This window comes from Pseudomonas edaphica (genome assembly GCF_005863185.1).
GTDB classification, from domain to species: Bacteria; Pseudomonadota; Gammaproteobacteria; order Pseudomonadales; family Pseudomonadaceae; genus Aquipseudomonas; species Aquipseudomonas edaphica.
Window position 1 is genome coordinate 1 of the sequence record NZ_VBVZ01000573.1, and the last position, 3,887, is coordinate 3,887.

A 3,887-nucleotide genomic window follows, 5' to 3' on the forward strand; every position below is an offset into this window, starting at 1 on the left:
GCCCGGCTCCCACATTTGGAATGCATTCCAACCTGTGGGAGCCGGGCTTGCCCGCGATAGCGTCAGTTCAAGCGACTCACAACCGCTGAATAGTCACAGCCCCCGCAGGCCCAGCCGGCCCCGGCTGGCCTTCCAGCCCTGGCCGGCCTTTATCACCACCGTCGGCGCGGTACACCAGGCACCCTTTGGACTGCCCGCCTTTGCCCGGTTTGCCCGCCGTACCGGCCAAGCCACCCGGCCCGCCGTCGACCCACACTTTGATCTGCTCGGCCGGGAAGCTCTGTGGCAGCTCAACCCGCACAGTCGCCCCCGACGCGCCCGGCAGGCCGTCGCCGCCGTTATCGCCATTGGCACCACGCCCGGCGGAACCCCAGGTGCAGCCTGGGTCCACACCGTTGGCGCCATCGAGGCCGGCATAACCTTGGGCACCGGCGCCGCCACGCGCGTCCACCGACAGCTCTTCGGCGGTCAGCGCGTTAATGCGCAGCACCAGGTCACGCCCGGCCTTGGCCGGCTTTTCGTGGGTACCGGGGGCGCCGCGCGACGTGATCTGGCTGCCATGTTCCAGTTGCGCATTACGCACCTGCAATTGCAGCGCGGTATTGCCGGGGGCGATGGTGATACGCGCCTCGCGACCCAGGTGCAACTCATCCACGGTCACTTGGCTGATGGTCGCCGGCACCAGCAACGTGCCGTAGTCCGCCACATCCAGGCGCTCCAGTTGCAACACGCTGGTGCTGCTGGGCAGGCGCATCAGCGAGTTGGTTTCAACACTGACGCTCTGCGCCATAGCAATGGGGCTGACCAACAGGGCCAACAGAAAAACCTTACGCATGATTGGCCTCCTCGTTCGTTTCATTAACCGCAGCAGGCGCCGACAGGCCCCGCACATGGAACATCCCCACCAGCAGAATCTGCAAGCGGTCACGCCAAGGGTGGGCACGGTGTTTCAAGCTGCTGTTGAACAACAGCAATTCAAGCAGGTGGGTAAGCATCAACAGACTGCCGGCCAGGCTGACCAACAGGTGAAACGGATTCGTCAGCGGCCGGAACAGGTTGACCAGCACCACTACCCAGAACAACAACGTCAGAAACTTTCCCAGCCCCCAAAACACCTTCATCCCGCATGCCCCTGCCTATTATTCTTTGGGCGCACAGTACCGACTTCTGCAGGCGATTTGCCAGTGAAGGATGAAAAAACTTGCCAGGGCTCGCCGGCAATGCCCCTGCGGTGCCCGCAGGGGCAAGGGCTGTCAGCGGTTGATCTGGATTTCCACGCGACGGTTCAACGCACGCCCTTCAGCGGTTTTGTTGTCGGCCACTGGGTGGCTTTCGCCAGCACCGGTCACCGAGACAAAGTTGCTGCGAGGCACACCGGAGCTGACCAGGTAATCCGTCACCGAATGAGCGCGTTTTTCCGAGAGTTTCTGGTTGTAGGCATCTTTACCGACGCTGTCGGTATGCCCACTGACCCGCAGTTGCGCGCCTGGGGCTTCTTTTTTCAGGCGAGTGGCAATGATGTCGAGCTTGGTTTTGTCCGCTGCCGTCAACTTGGCCGAATCGAACTGGAAGTGCACATCGCGAATCACGATGGTTTCTTCCTTGACCACCACCACTTCCTCAACCACGGCGGCCGGCGGTGCGGGTGGGCAACCATTGGCATCGACCTGCACGCCTTTTGGCGTGCCAGGGCACTTGTCGCGGCTGTCCGGCACACCGTCACCATCTTCGTCGCCATCGCCATGCACCCAGCAATAGGCGCCGGCCATGCCGCCGATCAACAGCGCGCCTGCGCCCGCATAGGCTGAACTTTCAGTGGCGCCAATGGCAGCGCCCGTCACACCACCGACTGCTGCACAGGTGGGCCAATCGGTTTTTTGCAACCCTGCGCAACCTGTCAATACTCCGGTTAGCAGAACCAAGGGTAGAGCTGTCCGCATGATGCTCATGTGATTTCTCCTGAGGGGATCGGCGGGGGCCGACAGGTGGAGTAAAGACCGCTCTTTTCATCTGCGCCAGTACGCCACACCCCCGGTTTCATTGAGGATCGCAGCATTTGTAGGACTTTTCGCTGCCGCCCGCTCTAGGCCCGCACGCTCAGCCGCGCTAGTCTCTAGGGTTCTGATGTGAGGATCTGTGATGACCGCTGGTATTTCTTCCCGTACACCCCAGCAAGCCCTGGCCGCTTTGCTCGATTTACACCAGCCCAAACGCCTGTTGTTGTTGGGCGCCAGCCAGTTTCCGGCGCTGGAGGCGTTCCAGGCCGAGCACCCGGACACCATCGTGGCCATCGCCCCGCCCGGGCCGTTGCCGGCAGAACTGGCGGCGCAGCGTTTTGACCTGGCGCTGGTGGTCGACTGCCTGGAGCACCTGTCAAAACCGCAAGGCCTGACCTTGCTCGGCGGCATTCGCAACCTTAATAGCAGCCGCATTGCGGTGCTGGTGGACCTGGGCGCCTGCGGCTGGAAAGACACCGACTTCTTCTCCCTGGCCCTGCAAGCCGGCGAGCGTTTCCAGCGCGACGAGCAGGTACTGACACTGTTTACCTATGATCTGCTTGACTACAAACAGGTGCCCGACTGGCTCAACGCCCGTTTCTGGGCCAACCCGGAAAATTTTGGAAAGTATTGGTGGTAACCCGATGAGTACATCCATTTGCCCCTGCGGCAGCGGCAACCTGTTGGATGCCTGCTGCGGCCACTATCACGCCGGCCACCCGGCGCCGTGCGCCACCGCGCTGATGCGCTCGCGCTACAGCGCCTATGTGCTGGGCCTGGTGGACTACCTGGTGGCCACAACCTTGCCCGCGCAGCAAGCCGGCCTGGACCGCATTGCGATCAGCGCCTGGAGCGCGCAGAGCACCTGGCTGGGCCTGGAGGTGGAAAGTTCGGAAGTGTTCGGCGGCCAGCCGGAACATGCATTCGTGACCTTTACCGCACGCTGGCATGACAGCACCGGCGAACACAGCCACCGTGAGCAGTCGTCTTTCGTACAGAATGACGGGCGCTGGTACTTCATCGATCCGACGGTTGAGTTCAAGGCCGGGCGCAATGATGTATGTTTGTGCGGCAGTGGCCAAAAATTCAAGAAGTGCTGTTCCAGCTACCTCTAATCACCCACAGGGAAAACGCCATGCTTCGGATGTACAGCTTGATGCTGGCGTTGACCTTGAGTCTCAGCGGCTGCGCGTCGTGGTTTGAAGACGATGCGCCTACGCCCCACGTCGCCCTGGTGAAAGTCGAGGTGGTACGGGCCAAGCTGCTGGAGCAGAAGTTCAAACTGTGGTTTCGCGTCGATAACCGCGACGACGCCGATCTCACGGTGCGCGGCCTGATCTATAAGGTCAGCCTGGGCGGTTTTGTGCTCACCGAAGGCGAGTCCAACGAATGGCTGACCATACCGCCGCGCAGTCATGGTTTTTTTCGGGTGAAGGTGCGCACCAACCTCTGGCCGAAGATCCGCGATGTGGTGCAAATGCTCAAAAACCCGACCAAACCCGTGCCCTATCGCCTGGAAGGCGAGCTGAAAACCGGATTATTCATCGGTAATGACGTGCAGGTCGCCCACAATGGCGAGATAATCCCCGGCGATTTTATTCCGGAGCGACATCGATGACTCAGCAACCCCATGTCCATGGTCCTGACTGCAACCACGATCACGATCAGCATGATCACGGCCATGATCACGACCACGGCCATGTCCACGGCCCGAACTGCGGCCACGCTCACCAGGAGCCGGTGCGCAACGCGTTGAAGGACGTGGGTCGCAACGATCCGTGCCCGTGCGGCAGTGAGAAGAAATTCAAGAAGTGCCACGGGGCCTGATGCCCTGAATGCAGTCAGTGTGGGAGCTGGCTTGCCTGCGATAGCGGTCTGACAGTTAACAAT

At 61.3% G+C, this 3,887-nt stretch carries 7 protein-coding genes; 4 read left to right on the plus strand and 3 right to left on the minus strand.

Features of this window, described 5'->3' with window-relative positions; translation table 11 throughout:
• Positions 1-76 precede the first annotated feature (76 nt).
• The 3 genes from FEM54_RS26745 to FEM54_RS26755 all read right to left on the minus strand — a co-directional run bounded on the left by FEM54_RS26745 (position 77) and on the right by FEM54_RS26755 (position 1,949).
• On the minus strand, positions 77-835 hold the full coding sequence (locus FEM54_RS26745) for a collagen-like protein (protein ID WP_138453675.1): 759 nt from the start codon (positions 833-835) through the stop codon (positions 77-79).
• Entirely contained in the window at positions 828-1,121 is a 294-nt protein-coding gene (locus FEM54_RS26750) for a DUF1145 domain-containing protein (protein WP_017137189.1), read from the minus strand. The genes FEM54_RS26745 and FEM54_RS26750 overlap by 8 nt, the downstream gene beginning before the upstream one ends.
• A 132-nt stretch (positions 1,122-1,253) precedes the next feature.
• The gene (locus FEM54_RS26755; protein ID WP_017137188.1) at positions 1,254-1,949 is read right to left on the minus strand and encodes a PA1041 family peptidoglycan-binding anchor lipoprotein; all 696 of its coding nucleotides are present in this window, start codon (positions 1,947-1,949) and stop codon (positions 1,254-1,256) included.
• A gap of 190 nt (positions 1,950-2,139) precedes the next feature.
• Between FEM54_RS26755 and FEM54_RS26760 the strand changes: the two genes are divergently transcribed.
• Genes FEM54_RS26760 through FEM54_RS26775 form a run of 4 tightly spaced genes read left to right on the plus strand, consistent with a single transcriptional unit; the run spans position 2,140 to position 3,824 of the window.
• On the plus strand, positions 2,140-2,637 hold the full coding sequence (locus FEM54_RS26760) for a DUF6231 family protein (RefSeq protein ID WP_017137187.1): 498 nt from the start codon (positions 2,140-2,142) through the stop codon (positions 2,635-2,637).
• A gap of 4 nt (positions 2,638-2,641) precedes the next feature.
• Positions 2,642-3,112, plus strand: a complete 471-nt coding sequence (locus tag FEM54_RS26765; protein ID WP_017137186.1) for a YchJ family protein — start codon at positions 2,642-2,644, stop codon at positions 3,110-3,112.
• A 20-nt stretch (positions 3,113-3,132) separates the two neighbouring features.
• Positions 3,133-3,615 carry an LEA/WHy family protein gene (locus FEM54_RS26770; RefSeq protein WP_017137185.1) on the plus strand — a complete coding sequence of 161 codons (483 nt, stop codon included), beginning with the start codon at positions 3,133-3,135 and terminating at the stop codon, positions 3,613-3,615.
• Positions 3,612-3,824 carry an SEC-C metal-binding domain-containing protein gene (locus FEM54_RS26775; protein WP_017137184.1) on the plus strand — a complete coding sequence of 71 codons (213 nt, stop codon included), beginning with the start codon at positions 3,612-3,614 and terminating at the stop codon, positions 3,822-3,824. The genes FEM54_RS26770 and FEM54_RS26775 overlap by 4 nt, the downstream gene beginning before the upstream one ends.
• Positions 3,825-3,887 lie beyond the last annotated feature (63 nt).